The organism is Pseudomonas sp. Pf153, assembly GCF_001269775.1.
GTDB lineage: Bacteria > Pseudomonadota > Gammaproteobacteria > Pseudomonadales > Pseudomonadaceae > Aquipseudomonas > Aquipseudomonas uvaldensis.
Map to the genome: position 1 here is coordinate 433,512 of NZ_LHVL01000009.1, position 21,271 is coordinate 454,782.

Below are 21,271 nucleotides of genomic sequence, written 5' to 3' on the forward strand. Positions count from 1 at the left end.
AGCTTATTAAGGCAAGGGACTAGACCATGCATTTCACCATTCAACGCGAAGCCCTGTTGAAACCCCTGCAACTGGTCGCGGGCGTCGTCGAACGCCGCCAGACCTTGCCGGTACTTTCCAACGTGCTGCTGGTTGTCGAAGGCCAGCAGCTGTCGCTGACCGGTACCGACCTGGAAGTCGAGCTGGTGGGGCGTGTGCAACTTGAAGAGCCGGCCGATCCGGGCTCCATCACGGTGCCGGCCCGCAAGCTGATGGACATCTGCAAGAGCCTGCCTAACGACGCGCTGATTGACATCAAGGTCGATGAGCAGAAGCTGGTGGTCAAGGCCGGTCGCAGCCGCTTTACCCTGTCCACCCTGCCGGCCAATGATTTCCCAACAGTGGAAGAAGGCCCGGGCTCGCTGACCTGCAGCCTCGAGCAAAGCAAATTGCGCCGCCTGATCGAGCGCACAAGCTTCGCCATGGCCCAACAGGACGTGCGCTACTACCTCAACGGCATGCTGCTGGAGGTGTCCGCCGGTGTGATTCGCGCCGTCGCCACCGACGGGCACCGCCTGGCCATGTGCTCGATGCAGGCTGATATCGGTCAGCCGGATCGGCACCAAGTGATCGTGCCGCGCAAAGGTATTCTGGAATTGGCGCGCCTGCTGACCGAGCCGGACGGCAACGTCAGCATCGTCCTGGGTCAGCACCATATCCGTGCGACCACCGGTGAGTTCACCTTTACATCGAAACTGGTGGACGGCAAATTCCCGGATTATGAGCGCGTTCTGCCTAAGGGCGGCGACAAACTGGTACTGGGTGATCGCCAGGCGTTGCGCGAAGCCTTCAGTCGTACCGCTATTTTGTCCAACGAGAAGTATCGCGGCATTCGTCTGCAGTTGGCCAACGGTCAACTGAAAATCCAGGCGAACAACCCGGAACAGGAAGAAGCGGAAGAGGAAGTGGGCGTCGACTACAACGGGGGCTCCCTGGAAATCGGCTTCAACGTCAGCTACCTGCTTGACGTACTGGGCGTTATGACCACCGAACAGGTTCGCCTGATCCTGTCGGACTCCAACAGCAGTGCGCTGCTGCAGGAGTCCGATAACGACGATTCGGCTTACGTTGTCATGCCGATGCGTCTGTAATCAGCTAGATGTCCCTGAGTCGCGTCTCGGTCACCGCGGTGCGCAATCTGCACCCGGTGACCTTCTCCCCCTCCCCCCGCATCAATATTCTTTACGGCGCTAATGGCAGCGGCAAAACCAGCGTCCTGGAAGCTGTTCATCTGCTGGGACTTGCCCGATCGTTTCGCAGCACCCGCCTGTCACCTGTCATCCAACACGATCAGTTGGCCTGTACGGTGTTCGGACAGGTAGAGCTGGCTGAAGGGGGTCATAGTGCGTTGGGGATTTCACGGGACCGGCAAGGGGAGTTCCAGATACGTATCGATGGGCAGAACGCCCGCAGCGCTGCGCAACTGGCCGAGATTCTGCCGTTGCAATTGATCAATCCAGACAGCTTCCGCCTGCTGGAGGGTGCCCCGAAGATTCGCCGGCAGTTCCTCGATTGGGGGGTGTTCCATGTGGAGCCGCGTTTCATGGCAACCTGGCAGCGCTTGCAGAAGGCGCTGCGCCAGCGAAACTCTTGGCTTCGGCATGGTACACTTGACGCCGTTTCGCAAGCGGTTTGGGACAGGGAACTGTGCCAAGCCAGCGCTGAAATCGATGAATACCGCCGCGCTTATATCAAAGCCCTGAAACCGGTCTTCGAGCAGACCTTGAGCGAACTGGTTGAGCTCGAGGGCCTGACGCTCAGCTATTACCGGGGCTGGGACAAAGACCGGGAGCTGAGCGCCGTACTGGCTGGCTCGCTGCAACGTGATCAGCAGATGGGCCATACCCAGGCTGGGCCACAACGCGCTGACTTGCGCCTTCGATTGGGCGCCCACAACGCCGCGGACATCTTGTCCCGGGGGCAACAGAAGTTGGTGGTGTGTGCCTTGCGTATTGCCCAGGGACACCTGGTCAGCCAGGCTCGCCGCGGCCAGTGTATTTATCTGGTGGATGACCTGCCGTCCGAGTTGGACGAGGCCCACCGTCGAGCGCTTTGCCGTTTGCTGGAAGACTTACGCTGCCAGGTGTTCATTACCTGTGTAGACCACGAATTACTGAGGGAAGGCTGGCAGACGGAAACGCCAGTCGCCCTGTTCCACGTGGAACAGGGCCGTATCACCCAGACCCACGACCATCGGGAGTGAAGGCATTGAGCGAAGAAAATACGTACGACTCAACGAGCATTAAAGTGCTTAAAGGCCTGGATGCCGTACGCAAACGTCCCGGTATGTACATTGGTGACACCGACGATGGCAGCGGTCTGCATCACATGGTGTTCGAGGTGGTCGACAACTCCATCGACGAAGCCCTCGCCGGCTATTGCGACGATATCAGCGTCATCATCCACCCGGACGAATCCATCACCGTTCGCGACAACGGCCGTGGCATCCCGGTAGACGTACACAAGGAGGAAGGCGTTTCCGCCGCCGAGGTCATCATGACCGTCCTCCACGCAGGCGGTAAGTTCGACGATAACTCCTACAAGGTATCCGGCGGGCTGCACGGCGTGGGTGTCTCGGTAGTGAACGCCCTGTCCGAAGAGCTTGTCCTCACGGTTCGCCGCAGCGGCAAGATCTGGGAACAGACCTACGTCCACGGCGTGCCCCAGGCACCGATGGCAATCGTTGGCGACAGCGAAACCACCGGTACCCAGATCCACTTCAAGGCTTCCAGCGAAACCTTCAAGAACATCCATTTCAGCTGGGACATCCTGGCCAAACGGATTCGTGAACTGTCCTTCCTGAACTCCGGTGTCGGTATCGTCCTCAAGGACGAGCGCAGCGGCAAGGAAGAGCTGTTCAAGTACGAAGGTGGCCTGCGTGCGTTCGTCGAATACCTGAACACCAACAAGAATGCGGTCAACCAGGTGTTCCACTTCAATGTCCAGCGCGACGACGGCATCGGCGTGGAAATCGCCCTGCAGTGGAACGACAGCTTCAACGAGAACCTGTTGTGCTTCACCAACAACATCCCGCAGCGTGACGGCGGTACTCACCTGGTGGGCTTCCGTTCCGCGCTGACCCGTAACCTGAACAACTATATCGAACAGGAAGGCCTGGCGAAGAAGCATAAAGTCGCCACCACGGGTGATGATGCCCGCGAAGGCCTGACGGCGATCATTTCGGTGAAGGTGCCGGATCCCAAGTTCAGCTCCCAGACCAAGGACAAGCTGGTTTCGTCCGAAGTGAAGACGGCGGTCGAACAGGAAATGGGCAAGTACTTCTCCGATTTCCTGCTGGAAAATCCAAACGAAGCCAAGCTGGTGGTCGGCAAGATGATCGACGCCGCCCGTGCCCGTGAAGCGGCGCGCAAGGCGCGTGAAATGACCCGCCGCAAAGGTGCGCTGGACATCGCCGGTCTGCCGGGCAAATTGGCTGACTGCCAGGAAAAAGACCCTGCCCTGTCCGAACTGTACCTCGTGGAAGGTGACTCTGCCGGTGGCTCCGCCAAGCAAGGTCGCAACCGCCGGACCCAGGCCATCCTGCCGCTCAAGGGCAAGATCCTGAACGTCGAGAAGGCACGCTTCGACAAGATGATTTCCTCCGCTGAGGTCGGCACGCTCATCACTGCGCTGGGCTGCGGCATTGGCCGCGAAGAGTACAACATCGATAAGCTGCGCTATCACAACATCATTATCATGACCGACGCCGACGTCGACGGTTCGCACATTCGTACCCTGCTGCTGACGTTCTTCTTCCGTCAGTTGCCGGAGCTGATCGAACGTGGCTACATCTACATCGCCCAGCCGCCGCTGTACAAGGTCAAGAAAGGCAAGCAAGAGCAATACATCAAAGACGACGATGCCATGGAAGAGTACATGACGCAGTCGGCCCTGGAAGATGCGAGCCTGCACCTGAACGAAGACGCCCCGGGCATCTCCGGTGAAGCCCTCGAGCGCCTGGTCAACGACTTCCGCCTGGTGATGAAAACCCTCAAGCGTCTGTCGCGTCTTTATCCACAGGAGCTGACCGAGCACTTCATCTACCTGCCGGCCGTCAGCCTGGAGCAACTGTCCGATCATGCAGCGATGCAGGATTGGCTGGCTCAATACGAAACTCGCCTGCGTACCGTCGAGAAGTCTGGTCTGGTCTACAAGGCCAGCCTGCGTGAGGATCGTGAACGTAACGTCTGGCTGCCAGAGGTCGAACTGATCTCCCACGGCCTGTCGAACTACGTTACTTTCAACCGCGACTTCTTCGGCAGCAACGACTATAAGACCGTCGTCTCTCTTGGCGCGCAATTGAGCACGCTGCTGGACGAAGGCGCCTACATCCAGCGTGGCGAGCGCAAGAAGTCCGTGACCGAGTTCAAGGAAGCCCTTGAATGGCTGATGGCCGAAAGTACCAAGCGCCATACCATCCAGCGATACAAAGGACTGGGCGAGATGAACCCGGACCAGCTGTGGGAAACCACCATGGATCCGGGCTCGCGCCGGATGCTCAAAGTCACCATCGAAGACGCCATTGGCGCGGATCAGATCTTCAACACCCTGATGGGTGACGCGGTCGAGCCTCGTCGTGACTTCATCGAGAGCAATGCGTTGGCGGTGTCTAACCTGGATTTCTGATCCTCCTTCGGCGGCACTTCACCTGACAAAAAAAGCCAACGCCCAGCGTTGGCTTTTTTTTACGCCCTGAATAGGTGCTCTCTTCACAGACCCGACGGTCAAAAACCGGGTAACCCGGTAACACCTTGGCACAAAGCCTTCATTCTCAATAGCTTGCATATCGCCGATACCCCCGGAACTACTGGACTTCAGGTTTTTTGGCGTAAAACTTGCGTGCTGAATAAACAACACATCGTTTTTTTAAATTTACAGAAGACGATGGCAAGAGGCGGTACGAATAAATTCAATACCAAGGGTAGTCTCAATGAGTGGTACGCAAGCTTCCAATAATCTGGAGCAAGGGCTAAAGCCCCGTCATGTGACGATGCTCTCCATCGCTGGCGTGATCGGAGCTGGCCTTTTCGTAGGCTCCGGCCACGCTATCGCCGCGGCCGGGCCGGCTGTGCTGTTGGCCTATGCAGCTGCCGGTGCGTTGGTGGTGTTGGTCATGCGCATGCTGGGCGAGATGGCGGTGGCTTCGCCGGATACCGGCTCTTTTTCGACTTACGCTGATCGGGCGATTGGCCGTTGGGCCGGTTTCACCATCGGTTGGCTCTACTGGTGGTTCTGGGTGCTGGTCATTCCATTGGAAGCCAACGCTGCCGCGACCATCCTGCATGCCTGGTTCCCGGACGTGGCCATCTGGGCCTTCACCCTGGTCATCACCCTGCTGCTGACGGTCACCAACCTGTTCAGCGTGAAGAATTACGGCGAGTTCGAGTTCTGGTTCGCCTTGGTCAAGGTCATCGCGATCATTGGTTTCATCGTCTTGGGTGCGATGGCGATCTTTGGCCTGTTGCCCACCAGTCAGGTCAGCGGTGTTTCGCATTTGTTCGATACCCAAGGCTTCCTGCCCAACGGCATGGGCGCGGTGCTGGGGGCCATCCTCACCACGATGTTCTCGTTCATGGGCACCGAGATCGTGACCATCGCGGCGGCTGAATCGAAGAACCCTGGCCAGCAGATTTCCAAGGCTACCAACTCGGTGATCTGGCGGATCGGCTTGTTCTATCTTGTGTCCATCTTCATGGTCGTCGCCTTGGTGCCTTGGAATGACCCGATGCTCGCCAGCGTGGGTTCCTACCAGACCGTGCTTGAGCGTATGGGCATCCCGAATGCCAAGCTGATCGTCGATATCGTGGTGTTGGTCGCGGTCACCAGCTGTCTGAACTCGGCGCTCTACACGGCTTCGCGCATGATGTTCTCGCTGGGCAAGCGCGGCGATGCGCCGGCGGTGTCCCAGCGCACCAACAAGAGCGGCACGCCTTACTGGGCGGTAATGCTCTCTACCGGCGCTGCCTTCCTGACGGTATTCGCCAACTACGTGGCGCCAGCGGCGGTCTTCGAGTTCCTACTCGCCAGCTCCGGCGCTATTGCCCTGTTGGTGTACCTGGTGATTGCCTTTTCGCAACTGCGCATGCGCAAGCAACGCATGGCGCGTGGGGAGAAAATCGCCTTCAGCATGTGGTTGTTCCCTGGGCTGACCTACGCGGTGATCGTGTTCATCGTCGGGGCGTTGACCATCATGCTGTTCCAGGAAGCCCATCGTGTGGAGATCCTCTCCACCGGTCTGCTCAGCGTGTTGGTCGTAGCCTCCGGGCTGCTGTTGCAGCGCCGTCGGGTCGCAAAGGCCGACAAGGGGCTACAGATGGCCCAGTGAGCTGATTCGCCACGGCTGATCTGACCCGACGAAAAGGCCACGCATTTGCGCTGGCCTTTTCGTTAAGCGTCTTCTAACTCGCCACCGTCGTTTCACTTCCCACCGCCACGCTTTCCAGGCGATACCCATACCCATAAATCGTCAGTAACTGCCAACCGCGATCCGCCGTCAGCCCGAGTTTGTTGCGTAGGCGATAGATATGGGTATCCAGCGGACGGGACGAGGTCATTTCCTCGTGGGTCCAAAAACGTTCATAGAAGTACTCACGGGACAGTGGACGCCCCAGGTTGGAGAAGAGACAGCGGGCCAGGCGATATTCCCGTTCGGTCAGGTTGATGGGGACACCTGCGCGGGTGACGGTCAGTTCGGCGTCGTCGAATGCCAGGTCGTTGAACACCAATACGTCGCTGGCCGGAGCACGTAGCAGGTTGTGGCGGCGCAACACGGCGTTGACCCTGGCCTTGAGTTCGTTGGGTCTGAAGGGTTTGCTCACATAATCATCGGCGCCGGTATTGAGGGCCTGGACGATGTCGTGCTCGCCGTCACGGCTGGTGAGCATGATGGCGGCCGGGGGCGAGTCCATGTGTTCTCGCGTCCAGCGCAGCAGCGACAACCCGCTGATGTCGGGCACCTGCCAGTCGAGGATCAACAGGTCGAACGTCTCCCTACGCAGCTGTCGCAGCAGGTCTTCGCCCCGTTCGAAGCTGTGCAGGGTCCAGGCTTGCTCGCCCCTGCCGGGGATTTGTAGCAGTGTCTGTTCCACCCGGCGCAATTCAGCCGGTTCGTCATCCAGTATGGCGACACGCATGCATGCGATTCCTTGATTTCGAAACTGACGGACATCCTCGGGCGGCCACGCAAGTGGGCTCGGCCTACTGTCGCAGGCTGCGACAATACCGGCTCATGTCGTCTAGGGAAAGGCTGCAGCACGCCACCATCGAGTCCGCTATAGTCTTGGGCTTCGCAGTTTGCCGGTCCCTTGAATCGCCATGAATAAAACCTCCTCCTGTTCCCTTCGTCCTGGGTGTTTATGAGTCATCAGCGCCGCCGGGAAAGCCGTGAACCGACCCAGGCCCAACGTTTGTTTCGGCAGTGGGTGCGGGAATGGTTGTGGATAAGTTTGTTGCTATTGCCGTTGACGGCGTTGTTGTCATTCAGCGCCCAACCGACTCGCAACGGATTCGGTGCGGCGTTGGTGTCGGTCTGCCTGGTGGCCGGTGTGCTGGGGTTGATGCTGCTGCGCCCGCATCTGGCGCTGTGGACGACCGTGGGTGGAATGAGCCTGGCGCTGCTGATCAGCGCCGTGCTGGGAGCCGAGGGTGAATGGTGGTCGCCGTTGGCGAGCGTGCTGGGCATGCTGTTCGGCTACCTGATATGGAACTGGCGGCGCCTGAGCGTGGTGTTGGCTTATTTCGGCTGGGAGCTGGCGCGCCTGGACGCCGAGCCCAAGGTATTCCCGGAGCGCCGTCGGGTGCCGTACACCGGTAGTGATCGCTTACAAAGCCAGATCCTGGCTCTGGAGCAGGCCATGGGCCGGACGCGGGATACTCGCCGCTTCATTGCCGATGGCCTGGAACACCTGCCCGTGGCGACCCTGATCAGCGATCCCCAAGGGCGGATCCTGCTGGGCAACCGAAAGGCGCGCGAGCTCTTCGGTCATACCCTGGCGGGCGGAGAAGTACTGGAGCAACTGATCCAACTGGGTTACCCGGGGTTGGCGCAGGACTGCTCGCACAGGTTATCCACACTGCCGTTGCTGGAGTTTCGCGATGTGCGCGAGCGCAGCCTGCGCCTGGAGCGTGAACCGCTGTTACCGGTTGACGGCGATGTGCCGATCGGTTGGTTACTCAGCCTCATCGATCTGAGCGCTGAACGTGAAGCCGAGGCTCAGCGCAATATCATGCTGCGCTTCCTGTCCCATGACCTGCGCGCGCCGCACTCGGCGATCCTGGCGCTGCTGGATGTGCAGCGGCATGAGGACGGCGGGGCTCAACCGGTGTTCGAGCAGATCGAGCGTCAGGTACGACGCGCCCTGGCGCTGACCGACGGCTTTGTGCAATTGGCGAGGGCCGAATCGGAGGTCTACCAGTTTCGCCCCACACTGTTCGCGATGCTGATCCTGGATGTGCTTGACCAGGCCCTGCCGCTTGCCCAGGCCAAGCGCATCCAGTTGAGCCACGACATTGACGATGAGGAAGCGATGGTAAGGGCGGACCAGTCCTTGCTGACCCGTGCGCTGTTCAATCTGCTGGAAAATGCCATCAAGTACAGCCCGCCCGCCTCTCGCGTGGTCCTGCAGGTTCGGTGCGCGGAGGGTTGGCTGGGCTGTGAGCTCATCGATCAGGGCAAAGGCATCGGGCCGGAGGAATTGCCGGATCTGTTCAGCCAGTATCGGCGCTTCTCGTCGGCCCACGGAGTGGATGGCATGGGCCTCGGGCTGTCGATGGTCAAGGCCGTGGTGGATCGGCATGAGGGGCGAATCGAATGTCGCAGTGTGGTGGGCGAAGGTACAACGTTCAGCCTGGGTTTGCCGTTGCTGGAGGCCTGAAAAACTTAACCATCGGCAGCACCGGCGCGGTGCTATAAAAAACTTATGCACCTACACCGGTGTTTTATGTGTTTAAGAAATATGTATAAAAAACAGCAAGTTATGCAAAAAATACAACGCTTTCAGAAAAAACGGTACACAGCTTATCCACAGAAATCAGACAGCGATCTGGTCCGTGGCCGCTGATGGTTCCGGGGCGGAAGGCAATGAACCCATTTCCCGCTGTGCCTGTTCATTCCAGGCCTGGACGCGGTCGTTGAGATCGGCAATGGCGCGAGGCCCGCTGCCTTCGGCGTACAGGGGGGCGCCGATCACCACGGTGATGAGTCCTGGCTTCCTGATCCAGCCCGTCTTGGGCCAGAATTTGCCGGCATTGTGTGCAATCGGCAGCACCGGCAGGTTGGCATTGACCGCCAATGCCGAACCACTGCGGGAAAACTTGCCCATCGTTCCATAGGGCACGCGGGTCCCCTCGGGAAAAATCAGCACCCAGACATTGTCCTTGAGCAACTCGTCACCCTTCTTCGCGACAATCTTGAGCGCCGCCTTGGGGTTGTCGCGATCAATGGCGATCGGGCGAAGCATGGCCATGGCCCAGCCGAAAAACGGCACGAACAGCAGTTCACGCTTGAGCACTTGGCTCATAGGCTCGAAATAGGCCGAGAGAAAGAATGTTTCCCAAGTGCTCTGGTGATTGGACTGAATGACACAGGGCCGGTCCGGCACGTTTTCGGCGCCCTTCACTTCATAGCGGATGCCCAGGAACACTTTACTCAGCCACAGTGCGCAACGGCACCAGTACACGTTGATGAAACGGTAGCGCGCCTTGAACGACATGAAAGGCGCGACAAAAAAACTCAAGGAGCACCACAGCAAGGAACTGGTGCCCAACAGCAGGTAAAAGAGAAAAGATCTGATGGCCTGCGATATCGACATAGCGGCATTTACCGTTGCGGGCAGAGCCCGACTGTTTAAGCGCTTACCCAACCGTCCTTGATCAGGATGCCTTGGGAGCTCTAATTGTGGATAAGTTCAGCGGCAACCGCCGCCAGGTCGTCAAAAATCAAGGTGCCCACCGGTAGGGTCTTGCCCAGAGTCTTTTCGCCTTTCCCGGTCTTTACCAAAACTGGCTGACAATCGACGGCCTTGGCCGCTTCCAGGTCACCGAGGCTATCGCCGACGAACCACACACCCGACAGCGCCACGTCATAATGCGCGGCGATAGCTTTGAGCATGCCCGGCTTGGGCTTGCGACAATCGCAGCCTTCGTCTGGCCCGTGGGGGCAATAGACGATCAACCCGACTTCGCCGCCCTGCTCCGCCACCAGGGCGCGCAAGCGCTCATGCATGGCATCGAGGACCGCGAGGTCATAGTAACCGCGAGCGATGCCCGACTGGTTGGTGGCAACCGCCACCGTCCAGCCGGCCTTGCTCAACTGCGCGATGGCTTCGATCGAGCCAGGGATCGGCAGCCACTCCTTCACCGATTTGATGTAAGCGTCGGAGTCGTGATTGATCACCCCGTCCCGATCGAGAATCAGCAGTTTCAATGGTTACCCCAGCAGCGAAATGTCGGCGACGCCGAGGAACAAGCCGCGCAGGCGCGCCAGCAGCGCGTAACGGTTGGCCCGCACGTTGGTATCTTCGGCATTGACCATCACTGCTTCGAAGAACGCATCTACCGGCTCACGCAATGCTGCCAGGCGCGCCAGGGTTTCGCTGTACTGACGTGCCGCTGCCATTGGCTGGATCGCCTGGTCCGCCTGTTGGATCGCCGAGTACAGGGAGAACTCGTTGGCGTTGTCGAAGTACTTGGCTTCGACGGTGGCCGCGATGTTGCCTTCTGCCTTGCTCAGCAGGTTCGAAACACGCTTGTTCACCGCCGCCAATGCCGCCGCTTCGGGCAGTTTGCGGAAGGCTTGCACCGCCTGTACGCGCTGGTCGAAATCCAGGGCCGAGCCCGGCTTCAGGGCACGCACCGACAGGTAGGTCGCGACATCGACGCCTTCGTCTTCATAACGCGCACGCAGGCGGTCGAAGATGAATTCCAGCACCGCATCGGCCAGGCCGGCGGCCTTGACCTTGCTGCCGAACGCGTTGACGGCGAAGGCCACCGCTTCGTTCAGGTCCAGGTCCAGTTGCTTGTCGATCAGGATCCGCAGCACGCCCAGGGCCGCGCGGCGCAGGGCGTACGGGTCCTTGCTGCCGGTGGGCAGCATGCCGATGCCGAAGATGCCGACCAAGGTGTCGAGCTTGTCGGCAATCGCCACGGCCGCACCGGTCAAGGTGCTTGGCAGTTCAGCGCCGGCACCGCGAGGCATGTATTGCTCGTTCAGGGCCAGGGCCACGTCTTGTGGCTCGCCGTCGTTGAGGGCGTAGTAGTAGCCGGCGACGCCTTGCATCTCCGGGAACTCACCGACCATTTCGGTGGACAGGTCGCACTTGGACAGGATGCCGGCGCGGGCTGCGCGCTGGGCATCGCCGCCGATACGCGGAGCGATAAACGCGGCCAGCTTCGACACACGCTCGGCCTTGTCGTAGACGCTGCCGAGTTTTTCCTGGAAAACCACGCTCTGCAGGCGCTCGTTGAAGCTTTCCAGCGGCTGTTTCTTGTCTTGCTTGAAGAAGAACTCGGCGTCGGTCAGGCGCGGGCGAACGACTTTCTCGTTACCGGCGATGATCTGCTGCGGATCCTTGCTCTCGATGTTGGCCACGGTGATGAAGCGCGGCAGCAATTTGCCGTCGGCGTCCAGCAGGCAGAAGTACTTCTGGTTGTCCTGCATGGTGGTGATCAAGGCTTCTTGCGGCACTTCAAGGAAACGCTCCTCGAACGAGCACACCAGCGGCACAGGCCATTCCACCAGGGCGGTCACTTCGTCGAGCAGGTCCGGCGGCACGATGGCGGTGCCTTCCTGACGGGTCGCCAGCTCTTCGGTGCGCTTGCTGATGAGCTCGCGGCGCTCGTTGGCGTCAGCCAGCACGTAGGCGGCCCGCAGGTCGGCCAGGTAGTTGGCCGGCGAGGTGATGCGCACGCTTTGCGGGTGATGGAAACGGTGACCACGGGAGTCGCGACCGGCCTTCTGGGCCAGGATCGTGCAATCGATGACCTGGTCACCGAGCAGCATCACCAGCCATTGGGTCGGACGCACGAACTCTTCCTTGCGCGCGGCCCAGCGCATGCGCTTGGGAATTGGCAAGTCGTTGAGGGAGTCTTCGACGATGGTCGGCAACAGGCTGGCGGTCGGCTTGCCCTTGATGCTCTGGCTGTAGCGCAGCTTTGGACCGCTCTGGTCGATTTCGCTCAGGTCTACGCCGCACTTCTTGGCGAAGCCCAAGGCGGCCTGGGTCGGGTTGCCGTCGGCATCGAACGCGGCCTGGCGCGGCGGGCCATCGAGATTGATGCTGCGGTCCGGCTGCTGGGTCGCCAGGCCGGTGATCAGCACGGCCAGACGACGCGGCGCGGCGTAGACGTGCTTGGTTTCGAAATTCAGGCCGGCAGCTTGCAGGCCTTTGTCGATGCCGGCCAGGAACGCATCGGCCAGGGTATTCAGGGCTTTGGGTGGCAGTTCTTCAGTGCCCAGTTCAACCAGAAAATCTTGAGCACTCATTGTGCAGCCTCCAGCTTAGCCAACACTTCATCACGCAGATCCGGGGTCGCCATCGGGAAGCCCAGCTTGGCACGGGCCATCAGGTAGGCTTGCGCAACGGAACGCGCCAGGGTGCGCACACGCAGGATGTATTGCTGGCGCGCGGTCACGGAAATCGCCCGGCGTGCGTCCAGCAGGTTGAAGGTATGGGACGCCTTCAACACCATTTCATAGCTCGGCAACGGCAGAGGCTGATCCAGTTCGATCAGGCGCTTGGCCTCGCTCTCGTAGAAATCGAACAGTTCGAACAGCTTGTCGACATTGGCGTGCTCGAAGTTGTACGTCGACTGCTCCACTTCGTTCTGGTGGAACACGTCGCCGTAGGTCACTTTGCCGAACGGACCGTCGGCCCAGACCAGGTCGTAGACCGAGTCCACGCCTTGCAGGTACATGGCCAGGCGCTCCAGGCCGTAGGTGATCTCGCCGGTCACCGGGTAGCACTCGATGCCGCCCGCTTGCTGGAAGTAGGTGAACTGGGTCACTTCCATGCCGTTGAGCCAGACTTCCCAGCCCAGGCCCCAGGCGCCCAGGGTCGGCGATTCCCAGTTGTCTTCGACGAAGCGGATGTCATGCACCAGCGGGTCGAGGCCCACGTGCTTGAGGGAGCCCAGGTACAGTTCCTGGAAGTTTTCCGGGTTCGGCTTCAGGACTACCTGGAACTGGTAGTAATGCTGCAGGCGGTTCGGGTTTTCGCCGTAGCGGCCGTCAGTCGGGCGGCGGCTGGGCTGGACATAGGCGGCGTTCCAGGTTTCCGGGCCAATGGCACGCAGAAACGTGGCAGTGTGGAAAGTGCCGGCGCCTACTTCCATATCGTAGGGCTGAAGTACCACGCAACCTTGCTCGGCCCAGTATTGCTGGAGGGCGAGGATCAAGTCTTGGAAGGTACGCACGGCTGGCGTAGGCTGGCTCACGAAATTCACCTGTTTCTTGGGCTGCGATTTAAAGAGCGGGAGTATACCCGATTCGTTCGTGCGCACGCCCCCTGGAGCCTTATGCCACGCTGCTTTTGGTGTTCTGACGATCCGCTGTACATGGCTTATCACGATCAGGAGTGGGGCACGCCGCTGCGCGATGCGCAGGGTTTGTTCGAGTTGCTTTTGCTCGAAGGGTTCCAGGCTGGCCTGTCCTGGATCACCGTACTGCGCAAGCGCGAGCATTACCGCAAGGTGATGTTCGGCTTTGACGTCCAGCGCCTGGCGCAGATGAGCGACGCGGAAATCGAGGACTTGATGCTCGACCCCGGCATCATCCGCAACCGCCTCAAACTCAAGGCCGCCCGCCGCAACGCCCAGGCCTGGATGGCGCTGGAAGACCCGGTGGCATTCCTCTGGTCGTTCGTCGGTAACAAGCCGCTGATCAACCATTTCAAGGACCGCAGCGAAGTGCCGGCTATTACTCCCGAAGCCCTGGCGATGAGCAAAGGCCTGAAAAAAGCCGGCTTCACCTTCGTCGGCCCGACCATTTGCTACGCCTTCATGCAGGCCTCGGGCATGGTCATGGACCATACCCAAGACTGCGACCGCTACGCCGAGCTGGCAAACGGCGGTTAGAATAGCCGGCTCGCGACACGCCCATGAATTCAGGAGTGACCTGTGGATAAGTTGAAAGGCGCCTTGCTGGTCGGCGCTCTGCGGTTGTTTGCGCTGCTGCCCTGGCGTGCGGTGCAATCGGTCGGTTCGGCCATTGGCTGGCTGATGTGGAAACTGCCGAACCGTTCCCGCGACGTGGTGCGGATCAACCTCGCCAAGTGTTTTCCCGAAATGGACCCCGCCGAGCGCGAGCGCCTGGTGGGCCAGAGCCTGAAGGACATCGGCAAGTCGCTGACCGAAAGCGCCTGCGCCTGGATCTGGCCGGCACAGCGCTCCATCGAACTGGTGCGGGAAGTCGAAGGTCTCGACGTGCTGAAAGATGCCCTGGCCTCCGGCAAAGGCGTGGTCGGCATCACCAGCCACTTGGGCAACTGGGAAGTGCTCAACCACTTCTATTGCAGCCAGTGCAAACCGATCATTTTCTACCGCCCGCCCAAGCTCAAGGCGGTGGATGAATTGCTGCAAAAGCAGCGCGTACAGCTGGGCAACAAAGTTGCGGCGTCCACCAAGGAAGGCATCCTCAGTGTCATCAAGGAAGTGCGCAAGGGCGGCCAGGTCGGCATCCCCGCCGACCCGGAACCGGCCGAATCCGCCGGCATCTTCGTGCCCTTCTTCGCCACCCAGGCCCTGACCAGCAAGTTCGTCCCGAACATGCTCGCCGGCGGCAAAGCGGTCGGCGTCTTCCTCCACGCCCTGCGTTTGCCGGATGGCTCTGGCTACAAGGTTATTCTCGAAGCCGCGCCAGACGCCATGTACAGCACCGACACCGAAACCGCCTGCGCGGCCATGAGCCAGGTAGTCGAACGCTACGTGCGCGCCTATCCCAGCCAGTACATGTGGAGCATGAAACGCTTCAAGAAGCGTCCGCCGGGCGAAGCGCGCTGGTATTGATCTGCTACCAACACCTCAGGCACACCGCTCCCCATTGTGGGAGCGAGCCTGCTCGCGATAGCGCCCTGACAACCACCACATAGCTAACTGACCCCAACCGCCTGACAGCTCCCCCCCAGCCAACCCGACTCTCCATGCACAATAAGGCTCAATAGCCTAACCTCCCCTATCCCCAACCAGCCAAGGAAGCGCCAATGGGCATTCGAGGTAACGACCGCCAGATCGATAACATTGAGTTCAACGTCAACGATATCAGCCGAAGCAAAGCCTTCTATGGAGGCGTATTCGGCTGGCGTTTCGTCGACTACGGCCCAACCTATACCGAGTTCAGCGATGGTCGCCTGACCGGCGGATTCACGACCGGTGAACCGGTGCGCCCAGGCGGCCCGTTGATCATCCTGTACGCCGATGACCTCCAAGCGACCCAACGCAGACTCAAGGCCGCAGGCGCCACCATCAGCCGTGACGTGTTCGCCTTTCCAGGCGGTCGACGCTTCCACTTCATCGATCCGGACGGTTATGAACTGGCGGTGTGGTCGGCCTCCTGACAGCTGGTTGTTCACTAAGAGGCGAAAATCCTCAATCGTGTCCATGATTAGTGCCTGCGGTATCCGAGCTGTCGGGGTGGTTGTGTATCGAAATGCCTGAGAGATCATTTTGAATCCCCCGGATCATCATCCGTCCAAGAAATAATCCACAGCCCCCTAGTCCATTCATCAAGGAGTCACTTCCATGAAAATCGACTTCACCGGCCGTCACGTCCTGATCACCGGTTCCACCAGCGGCATAGGCTTCGCCACAGCCAAAGGCTTCCTTGAGGCCGGCGCCCACGTGGTCATCAACGGTCGCAGCGACAGCAGCGTCGAGGACGCCTTGCAGCGCCTGGGCGACCTCGCCTCCAGAGCCACCGGCTTCGTCGGTGATCTCAGCAACGAGGCCGGCTGCCAGGCCTTGTTCGCCAAGCATCCGAGCTTCGACGTCGTCATCAACAATCTGGGCATTTTCAAGCTGGAAGACTTTTTCGAAACCCCGGACAGCGAATGGCAGCGTTTCTTCGAAACCAACGTGATGTCCGGCGTGCGGGTTTCCAGGGCCTATGCGCCGGGCATGGTCAAGCGCGGTTGGGGGCGGATTGTGTTTGTTTCGTCCGAATCGGGTGTGAACATTCCAGCCGACATGATCCACTACGGCTTCACCAAAACCGCACAACTTTCCATTGCTCGCGGCTTGGCCAAGCGTCTTGCCGGCACGGGCGTTACGGTGAACTCAGTGCTGCCCGGACCGACGCTTTCCGAAGGGGTTGCCCAGATGCTTCAGGCGGATGTCGAGCGCACTGGGGAAAGTCTGGAGAAAGTGGGGGCGGATTTCGTCAAACAGCACCGTAGTACGTCGATCATTCAACGGGCGGCGCGGGTCGAGGAAGTTGCCAACATGATTATTTATGCCAGCTCGGAGCAGGCTTCGGCTACGACTGGTGCGGCGTTGCGCGTGGATGGCGGTGTGGTGGATAGCATCGTTTAGCAGGGCGTGCATTGTGGATACGTAGCTGATGGACGCAAACCTGTGGGAGCATAGCTTGCTCGCGATGGAGACAGGCCAGTCGACAACGGTGTTGCTGATCTACCGCTATCGCTAGCAAGCTATGCTCCTACAGGTTTTCCGCCGTTTGGTCTTTAACTGATTGGCAAAAGCGGTATCAATCGTTCAACAACCGCCCCCCATCCACGACAATCTCGCTCCCCATCGTCCACCGCGACTCATCCGAAGCCAGGTACAACACTGCCTTGGCGACCTCTTCCGGCGTGCCAAACCGTCCCGCAGGGATGCTCTGGATGATGTCGGCGTTGAGCTGCTGGCGATAGGCGTCCGGAATACCCATCTTGTCATACAGTGGCGTATCCACCGGCCCTGGGCTAACGGCGTTGACGCGGATTCCGCGCTGCATCAGTTCGCTCGACAATGTTTTCGACAGGCTGAGGAAGGCAGCCTTGGTGGCGGCGTAAACCGAGGAGCGTGTCGAGCCTACGTGGGCGCTGATCGAGGTGTTCAACACCACCGAGGCGGGATTGGCGAACACGGGAAGAAGTGCCTGGATCAGGAAGTAAGGCCCTTTGACGTTGACGTCGAAGGAGCGGTCGAACATTTTTTCCGACCAATCTTCAATCGGTTGCCAAACGGAAACACCGGCATTGAGGAAGACAGCGTCGACCTTTCCGTAATGCCTCTCTACGGCCTGGGCCAGTTCTTTTTGTGCGCTGACGCTGGCCGAGTCGGCGCGCAGCACCAGCACGTCGCTGCCGAACTCGGCTTTGGCGGCTGCGATAGAGTCGGGATTGACGCCGGTGACGATTATGCGGGCACCTTCGGCGAGGAACTGTTTGGCGGTTTCCAGTCCAATGCCGCTGGTGCCGCCAGTGATGAGGGTGCGTTTATTGAGTAAGCGAGACATGAGTGAACTCCAGATCATGAGAGCGGGATGCGGGCGCTCATGATCCATCTATGCCGTTTAGTTGGTAAGATAACGGCATTGCATATCTTTAATGCTGAATGTGCATGAATTGGGGGCTTCAAGTGGATCGTTTTCTACTCATGACGTGTTTCAAACGCACCGTCGAGACGGGCAGTTTCTCGGCGGCGGCGCGGGACCTGGGCATGGGTCAACCCAACGTCAGCCGATACGTGGCCGCGCTGGAGGACCATCTGGGCACCCGATTGCTCCAGCGCACCACACGACGGCTGGTGCTGACGCCGGAAGGCGAACGCTACTACGCGGACGTCAGCCGGATCCTCGATGCCGTTGCGGAGTCGGAGTCGTCCTTGAGCGATGAGTCCGAGCCGACCGGACTGCTGCGCGTGGCCTGCCCGACCGCATTGGCTCATGCCTTCCTGATGCCGTACGTCCCCGCTTTTCTGGCGCGCTACCCCGGCTTGTCACTGGATTTGCAGCTCAGTGATCGTCTCGTGGATCTGGTGGAGGAAGGCGCCGAGCTGGCCATCCGCATCGGCCATCCGACCGACAGCGCACTGCGCGCCCGCCGGATTGGCCATTACACACGGGTCTATGTCGCGGCGACAGACTACCTGGAACGCCGTGGCATCCCGCAGACACCGGAAGACCTGCACAACCATGACTGCATCCTGTACTCGTTGTTGAGCACCGGAAATACCTGGCATTTCCGCGATACCGTCATCAACGTTTCGGGGCGATTCCGGGTCAACTCGCCCCAGGCCATACAAGAAGCTGTCATCGCCGGCCTCGGGATCGCCAGCGGGCCAAGGTGGTTGTACGAGGAAGGGCTGGAGAGCGGCCGGTTGCGTCAGGTACTTTGCGACTACGAAGCGCCGCCGGTGCCGGTCCAGTTTCTCTATGTCGCCAATCGGTTGCTGCCCAAGCGGGCGATTGTGTTCATGGACTTTATTGCCGAAGCGTTTTCCAAGGTTCCTGGGCTTAACACTGGGCATGATCAACACTAGTTCGCAACGCTGCGGCCAATTCCACTGCTTCGGTTGAGCTATCGGCAGAGGGCAATTGCTCCATGTCTCAGTTTGGACTCAGCAGGATCTTCAAGCGTTTTTTGGCCTTATAACAGTCGTTAACCTCTAGCGCCTTCTGGTAATACGTCACGCGCTGCGCACGATTGCTATCACCCTGTAGCCGATAAATTTCCGCTTGATAATCGCGACTGCCGCCCCATTGCATGGCCAGACCTACAGGTTCGTCGGGCCAGCACTCAAGCCTCACGGCAGGTTGTGGGAAATATTTTTCATAGAAGGACATGCTGGCTTCTACGGCCTGCAGCGCTTCTTGGTACTCAGATGTGTCGGTGAATGCCGGGCACCAATATGAGATGTTAAGTGCCGGCGGAGCGAAGCCTTGGGCCAGGCTTCGTTCGAACAAGGGACAGGCCTTTTCCTTTATCACTTCGCTTGGATACAACACCGCATAGATCAGGCCAAGACGATATTGGGCCACCGGATGGTCCAGGGACGCTGCTTGTTCAAGCAGCGCCATCGCCGGCCTGAGCAGTGCTCCCGCTTCTGCCGCCAGGGCCAGGGAGCGTTCCTTCTCCTCTGCGCTTGCGGCAGGTGTGTCGGCTGTCACTGCCTCGAACTTGCTGTTCGCTTGCAGCAGATATGGGACGGCCTGTTGATAGAAGCTTTCACCCTGAGGGTCTATGTGCAACATGCTGGCCATACACAGTTGGGGTAACAGGCACGCCGCCATCGTGTAGCACCAATGGTTCAACGACATGGATTGGCCTTTTGCATTAACTAGTCACTCCTATATGACGCATAAACGAAGTCTTACCGGGCAACCGCAACCTGATTGCGCCCCAACGCCTTCGCCCGATACAGCGCCTTATCCGCATTATTCATCAAGCTATGAAGATCCTTGTGTCCAGCCTCTGTGAACGCTACTCCAAGGCTGGCGGTAATGCGGTGGACAGGCTCGATCATCAATTCGCCAATCGTTTGGATAAGCTCTTCTGCAATCTCGATGGCGGCGTCGAGGGAGGTGTCTGGAAGCAGAATCGCGAACTCCTCTCCCCCCAACCGGCCGTGGACATCGGTGGCCCGGAAGGATGAGCTGATGACCAGGCCCATCTGCCGCAACACCTGATCCCCAACCTGATGACCGTAGGTGTCGTTGATGTGCTTGAAGTGATCCATGTCCAGCATGAACACGCACAATCCCAGCCGGTTGGCTTCACATTCGTCATAAAGCTGTTGGGCATGCTCGAAGAAGGCGCGTCGGCTCATCAGTCCGGTCAGTTCATCGGTCTGGGCTGCGCGGGTGGAAACGCTATTGGCCTGCTCCATTTCACGGGTGAGGCGGAAGGCGGTTTCCAGTGCCTGGGACATTTTGTGGGTGGCGCGGGCAGCGAATACGGCGAATACGATGATCGAGAGGGCGATACCGAGTTGAATTCTGGTCGGTTGAAACAGTAGCCAGGCGGTGGACGGCAACAGAACCAGGCCGATGGAGAGCAATGTCATGTCGCGGTAGGCGGAGTAGCAGGACACCGCACTGACGGACATGCCGACGGTAAAGAGCATGACCAGCGCTTGCGACAGAAGATCGTCTGCCGGCATGACCACGAATGCGCCAACGCCCCAGATACTGGCGGATAGCACCAGGGTGATCCAGTACTTGCGCTCCCACCGTTGGGGCGTGCGCTGGCTTTCATCACTGCGGAAATAGGCCACGAACATCGAGATGCGTATCAGCGTCGATCCGGTCAGTATCGCCAGCCACCAAAGAACGAGGTCATGGTCGAAACGATCCCAACACAACCCACACAGCATGATAGCGGCGAGGTAACTCCCCAATACCGCTGAAACGGATTGGCGGAACAGTTGCTGCAGTCGGTCAGTTCGCACCTGCTCGGCTATGAAGAAATCCTGGTCACTTCGTGATCCTGAGCCATGCATGTGATCCACCTGATCGTGATGCAACTGAAAAAAAGCGATTGTGGCATCCTGCCAGCAACGCGAACAACTGATGAATTACACCCACGGCCTTGATTGAATCAAAACCCCGTGGCAAGGGAGCTTGCTCCCGCTGGGTTGCTAAGCGGCCCTGACCACCCCTACTGGCAACCTGCCAAAGAAAAACCCGACGCATGACGTCGGGTTTTTCGGTACAGGCTTTTCGCTTGTCCCATCGCTTCTTCTCAGCGATGGATACCAGCTACCCTTGGCCGGATCACTCGACTTGCGACAGCTTGGCATCGTCGCAACCGGCGGCACGGCATTCGCGCTCGATGGCTTTGAGTATGACGATACGCGACTCGGTCTTCTCGTTGGCACAGTCCAGGTAGAGCAGGCCGTCGTTGGAACAGGCGTTGTCACGAATCTTGATCCACTCGATTTGAGCGGCTTTCACTTTTTTCTTTTGATCCGGGTTCAGGGCGCTCATCGTCTTCTTGTATTGATCATTGATGTCCTGATCCGACTGAACCATTTTCAGCGACGCGCAATAGGTTCTGTCATAGGCGTTTCTAGGGTTATCGCAACTCATCGCAAATGCCGATGCCGATGCCATTGTCAGCAATGCCCCAACCAACAAAGACTTGATCACTTTCTTCTCTCCCTGAATGCCCTCTATTGATTAGAGGTCGCGGCGGGGAATTTATCATGAGGGTTGTAAAACAATGAAGCGGATCCTATGACGAGGGGACAGGTCTTTATGGCGAGCAAAAAAAACGGGCCTGCATTTCCACGCAGCCCC

Annotated in this window: 19 protein-coding genes; 10 read left to right on the forward strand and 9 right to left on the reverse strand. The window is 59.3% G+C overall.

Annotated features, from left to right (window positions below; all coding sequences use genetic code 11):
* Positions 1 to 26 precede the first annotated feature (26 nt).
* The 4 genes from dnaN to gabP all read left to right on the forward strand — a co-directional run bounded on the left by dnaN (position 27) and on the right by gabP (position 6,364).
* Positions 27 to 1,130: a DNA polymerase III subunit beta gene (dnaN, locus tag AD666_RS06915; protein WP_053149253.1), complete on the forward strand. Its 1,104-nt coding sequence runs from the start codon at positions 27 to 29 to the stop codon at positions 1,128 to 1,130.
* 8 nt (positions 1,131 to 1,138) lie between these two features.
* Positions 1,139 to 2,242, forward strand: a complete 1,104-nt coding sequence (gene recF, locus AD666_RS06920; protein WP_053149256.1) for a DNA replication/repair protein RecF — start codon at positions 1,139 to 1,141, stop codon at positions 2,240 to 2,242.
* Positions 2,243 to 2,247: 5 nt separating this feature from the next.
* Complete coding sequence (gene gyrB / locus AD666_RS06925; protein ID WP_053149259.1) at positions 2,248 to 4,665, forward strand: DNA topoisomerase (ATP-hydrolyzing) subunit B; 2,418 nt, start codon at positions 2,248 to 2,250, stop codon at positions 4,663 to 4,665.
* A 304-nt stretch (positions 4,666 to 4,969) separates the two neighbouring features.
* A complete protein-coding gene (gabP, locus tag AD666_RS06930; RefSeq protein ID WP_053149262.1) occupies positions 4,970 to 6,364 on the forward strand; it encodes a GABA permease in 1,395 nt (464 codons plus the stop codon).
* 73 nt (positions 6,365 to 6,437) lie between these two features.
* On the opposite strand, the gene AD666_RS06935 is transcribed toward gabP, so the two are convergent.
* Positions 6,438 to 7,172, reverse strand: a complete 735-nt coding sequence (locus tag AD666_RS06935) for a response regulator transcription factor (RefSeq protein ID WP_053149265.1) — start codon at positions 7,170 to 7,172, stop codon at positions 6,438 to 6,440.
* Between the two features lie 222 nt (positions 7,173 to 7,394).
* On the opposite strand from AD666_RS06935, the gene AD666_RS06940 reads away from it, so the two are divergent.
* A complete protein-coding gene (locus AD666_RS06940; protein WP_053149268.1) occupies positions 7,395 to 8,912 on the forward strand; it encodes a PAS domain-containing sensor histidine kinase in 1,518 nt (505 codons plus the stop codon).
* 156 nt (positions 8,913 to 9,068) lie between these two features.
* On the opposite strand, the gene AD666_RS06945 is transcribed toward AD666_RS06940, so the two are convergent.
* The 4 genes from AD666_RS06945 to glyQ form a co-directional block, all read right to left on the reverse strand.
* Positions 9,069 to 9,848 carry a 1-acyl-sn-glycerol-3-phosphate acyltransferase gene (locus tag AD666_RS06945; RefSeq protein ID WP_053149272.1) on the reverse strand — a complete coding sequence of 260 codons (780 nt, stop codon included), beginning with the start codon at positions 9,846 to 9,848 and terminating at the stop codon, positions 9,069 to 9,071.
* Positions 9,849 to 9,928: 80 nt separating this feature from the next.
* Complete coding sequence (gene gmhB / locus AD666_RS06950; protein ID WP_053149275.1) at positions 9,929 to 10,462, reverse strand: D-glycero-beta-D-manno-heptose 1,7-bisphosphate 7-phosphatase; 534 nt, start codon at positions 10,460 to 10,462, stop codon at positions 9,929 to 9,931.
* A gap of 3 nt (positions 10,463 to 10,465) precedes the next feature.
* A complete protein-coding gene (gene glyS / locus AD666_RS06955) occupies positions 10,466 to 12,520 on the reverse strand; it encodes a glycine--tRNA ligase subunit beta (RefSeq protein WP_053149278.1) in 2,055 nt (684 codons plus the stop codon).
* Complete coding sequence (glyQ, locus tag AD666_RS06960) at positions 12,517 to 13,470, reverse strand: glycine--tRNA ligase subunit alpha (protein ID WP_053149703.1); 954 nt, start codon at positions 13,468 to 13,470, stop codon at positions 12,517 to 12,519. Before glyQ ends, glyS begins: the two co-directional genes overlap by 4 nt.
* Positions 13,471 to 13,551: 81 nt before the next feature.
* On the opposite strand from glyQ, the gene tag reads away from it, so the two are divergent.
* The 4 genes from tag to AD666_RS06980 all read left to right on the forward strand — a co-directional run bounded on the left by tag (position 13,552) and on the right by AD666_RS06980 (position 16,560).
* Positions 13,552 to 14,109 carry a DNA-3-methyladenine glycosylase I gene (gene tag / locus AD666_RS06965; protein ID WP_053149281.1) on the forward strand — a complete coding sequence of 186 codons (558 nt, stop codon included), beginning with the start codon at positions 13,552 to 13,554 and terminating at the stop codon, positions 14,107 to 14,109.
* A 42-nt stretch (positions 14,110 to 14,151) separates the two neighbouring features.
* Positions 14,152 to 15,039 (forward strand): lysophospholipid acyltransferase, encoded by an 888-nt coding sequence (locus tag AD666_RS06970; RefSeq protein WP_053149284.1) that lies wholly within the window; start codon positions 14,152 to 14,154, stop codon positions 15,037 to 15,039.
* 194 nt (positions 15,040 to 15,233) lie between these two features.
* Complete coding sequence (locus AD666_RS06975; protein ID WP_053149286.1) at positions 15,234 to 15,587, forward strand: VOC family protein; 354 nt, start codon at positions 15,234 to 15,236, stop codon at positions 15,585 to 15,587.
* Between the two features lie 184 nt (positions 15,588 to 15,771).
* Positions 15,772 to 16,560: an SDR family NAD(P)-dependent oxidoreductase gene (locus AD666_RS06980; protein ID WP_053149289.1), complete on the forward strand. Its 789-nt coding sequence runs from the start codon at positions 15,772 to 15,774 to the stop codon at positions 16,558 to 16,560.
* 175 nt (positions 16,561 to 16,735) lie between these two features.
* Here the strand turns inward: AD666_RS06980 and AD666_RS06985 are convergent, their stop codons facing one another.
* Positions 16,736 to 17,488, reverse strand: coding sequence for an SDR family oxidoreductase (locus AD666_RS06985; protein WP_053149292.1), 753 nt, complete (start codon positions 17,486 to 17,488; stop codon positions 16,736 to 16,738).
* 122 nt (positions 17,489 to 17,610) lie between these two features.
* On the opposite strand from AD666_RS06985, the gene AD666_RS06990 reads away from it, so the two are divergent.
* Positions 17,611 to 18,513 carry a LysR family transcriptional regulator gene (locus tag AD666_RS06990; RefSeq protein ID WP_053149706.1) on the forward strand — a complete coding sequence of 301 codons (903 nt, stop codon included), beginning with the start codon at positions 17,611 to 17,613 and terminating at the stop codon, positions 18,511 to 18,513.
* Positions 18,514 to 18,580: 67 nt separating this feature from the next.
* Here the strand turns inward: AD666_RS06990 and AD666_RS06995 are convergent, their stop codons facing one another.
* The 3 genes from AD666_RS06995 to AD666_RS07005 all read right to left on the reverse strand — a co-directional run bounded on the left by AD666_RS06995 (position 18,581) and on the right by AD666_RS07005 (position 21,121).
* On the reverse strand, positions 18,581 to 19,291 hold the full coding sequence (locus tag AD666_RS06995) for a hypothetical protein (RefSeq protein WP_053149295.1): 711 nt from the start codon (positions 19,289 to 19,291) through the stop codon (positions 18,581 to 18,583).
* Positions 19,292 to 19,344: 53 nt separating this feature from the next.
* Positions 19,345 to 20,472: a diguanylate cyclase gene (locus AD666_RS07000; protein WP_053149298.1), complete on the reverse strand. Its 1,128-nt coding sequence runs from the start codon at positions 20,470 to 20,472 to the stop codon at positions 19,345 to 19,347.
* A gap of 274 nt (positions 20,473 to 20,746) precedes the next feature.
* The gene (locus tag AD666_RS07005) at positions 20,747 to 21,121 is read right to left on the reverse strand and encodes a lysozyme inhibitor LprI family protein (RefSeq protein WP_082339682.1); all 375 of its coding nucleotides are present in this window, start codon (positions 21,119 to 21,121) and stop codon (positions 20,747 to 20,749) included.
* Between the last annotated feature and the right edge of the window lie 150 nt (positions 21,122 to 21,271).